This window comes from Parashewanella sp. 2210YD4-3 (assembly GCF_056591735.1).
In genome coordinates this window covers 1-1457 of sequence record NZ_JBWQOG010000028.1, presented here as the reverse complement: position 1 = coordinate 1457, position 1457 = coordinate 1, and the positions used below count along the sequence as shown (strand labels likewise).

Here is a 1457-nt window from a genome sequence, read left to right as displayed (position 1 = left end):
CTATAACAGATTGCATCCATATTACTGTGGAATCGATTTACATGCCAGAATGCTGTACGTTTGTATCATCGACGATAAAGGTAACAAGCTAGAGCACAAAAAGATAAAAGCCTGTCCAGCAGCGTTGATGAACTTGATATCGCCATACCTTAAAGGCTTAGTTCTAGGTGTTGAGTGCATGCATTGCTGGTATTGGGTTAGCAATTTTTGTCAACAACACCTGATAGATTTTGTTTTAGGCCATGCTTTATACATGCGTGTGATTCATTGTGCTAAAGCGAAAAACGACAAAATCGATTCTTATAAAATAGCCAATCTATTGCGAGGAGGTAATTTCCCCGTGGCTTATGATTATCCTGAAGTGATGCGTGCAACACGTGATTTACTGAGACGACGTACTCGTATCGTTCGTCATGGTGCCGATTTAAAAGCGCACGTATCGAACACTTTCAGTCAATATAATTTACCAGCCCATGACGTGAACTTGCGTTATCCATCTGAAAGAGAAAAGCTACGTAACGTGTTTGATGATAAAGCTGCTCAGCGCAGTATTGACATGGATTTAAACATCATAGATTTTTACAGCAAAGAGTTAAGCCAAGTTGAACACTTCATTTTAAAAAATGCTAAGCAGCACAACCCACAAGATTATCAAATCCTCAATACGTTTCCAGGCATAGGACAAATCCTAGCACTCACCATACTGTATGAAATAGGTGATATCAGGCGTTTTGAGACGGTACAAAAGTTTGCCTCTTACAGTCGGCTCATCAAATGTAAAGCCGAATCCAACGGTAAGACTTATGGCACCCAAGGAGGCAAAATTGGTAATGCTCATCTTAAGTGGGCATTCAGTGAAGCGGCAGTGCTTTATTTAAGAGGCAATGATAAAGCCAAAAAGTATCTCGATAAACTCCAAAAGCGCATGAGCAAAGGCAAAGCCTTATCAGCGCTGGCACACAAAATCGGACGTTGTGTCTATTTCATGTTAAGGAACAAAACGGTATTTGATGAAAAACGATTTCTAACGAGTTAAGTCGTGCAATGATGTGAGCTGAACGTCTAACTGGCTACACTCCAGAGTCTGAAACCGATATCAATACGCCCTTAGTGAAAGCTAAACTATTGATAGATGGACCGCCATGGGCAGCCTGCTTGCTTGATTAGCTGCATCATTGGCACGCATTATAAGCTTTAAACAATTTATCACTTACACCTTAGCTGAGCCTGAAACTAACTCGGCGCTAACGCTGACCACTTTGCTTGAATAGTGCCAGACTAGGGTTAACCGATAAATGTCTAGTGCCCCTGCTCAATAAGCTGTACCACCGAAGCAGGCCGTGGTGAGACCACAATAAGAGAGCCTCAATATGTGTTTGCCGTAAGTGATGACTTGATGGCGGATCAGACAGACGAAGTAAGAGATATTGTTAAAAGCACCAAAGGCACTGACTTCT

At 41.7% G+C, this 1457-nt stretch carries 1 protein-coding gene; it reads left to right on the top strand.

Annotation, left to right across the window (positions count from 1 at the left end):
* The coding region (locus tag AC1EU0_RS19145; protein WP_480304371.1) for an IS110 family RNA-guided transposase at nucleotides 1-1036 on the top strand (1036 nt) is incomplete at its 5' end.
* Nucleotides 1037-1457: the final 421 nt, after the last annotated feature.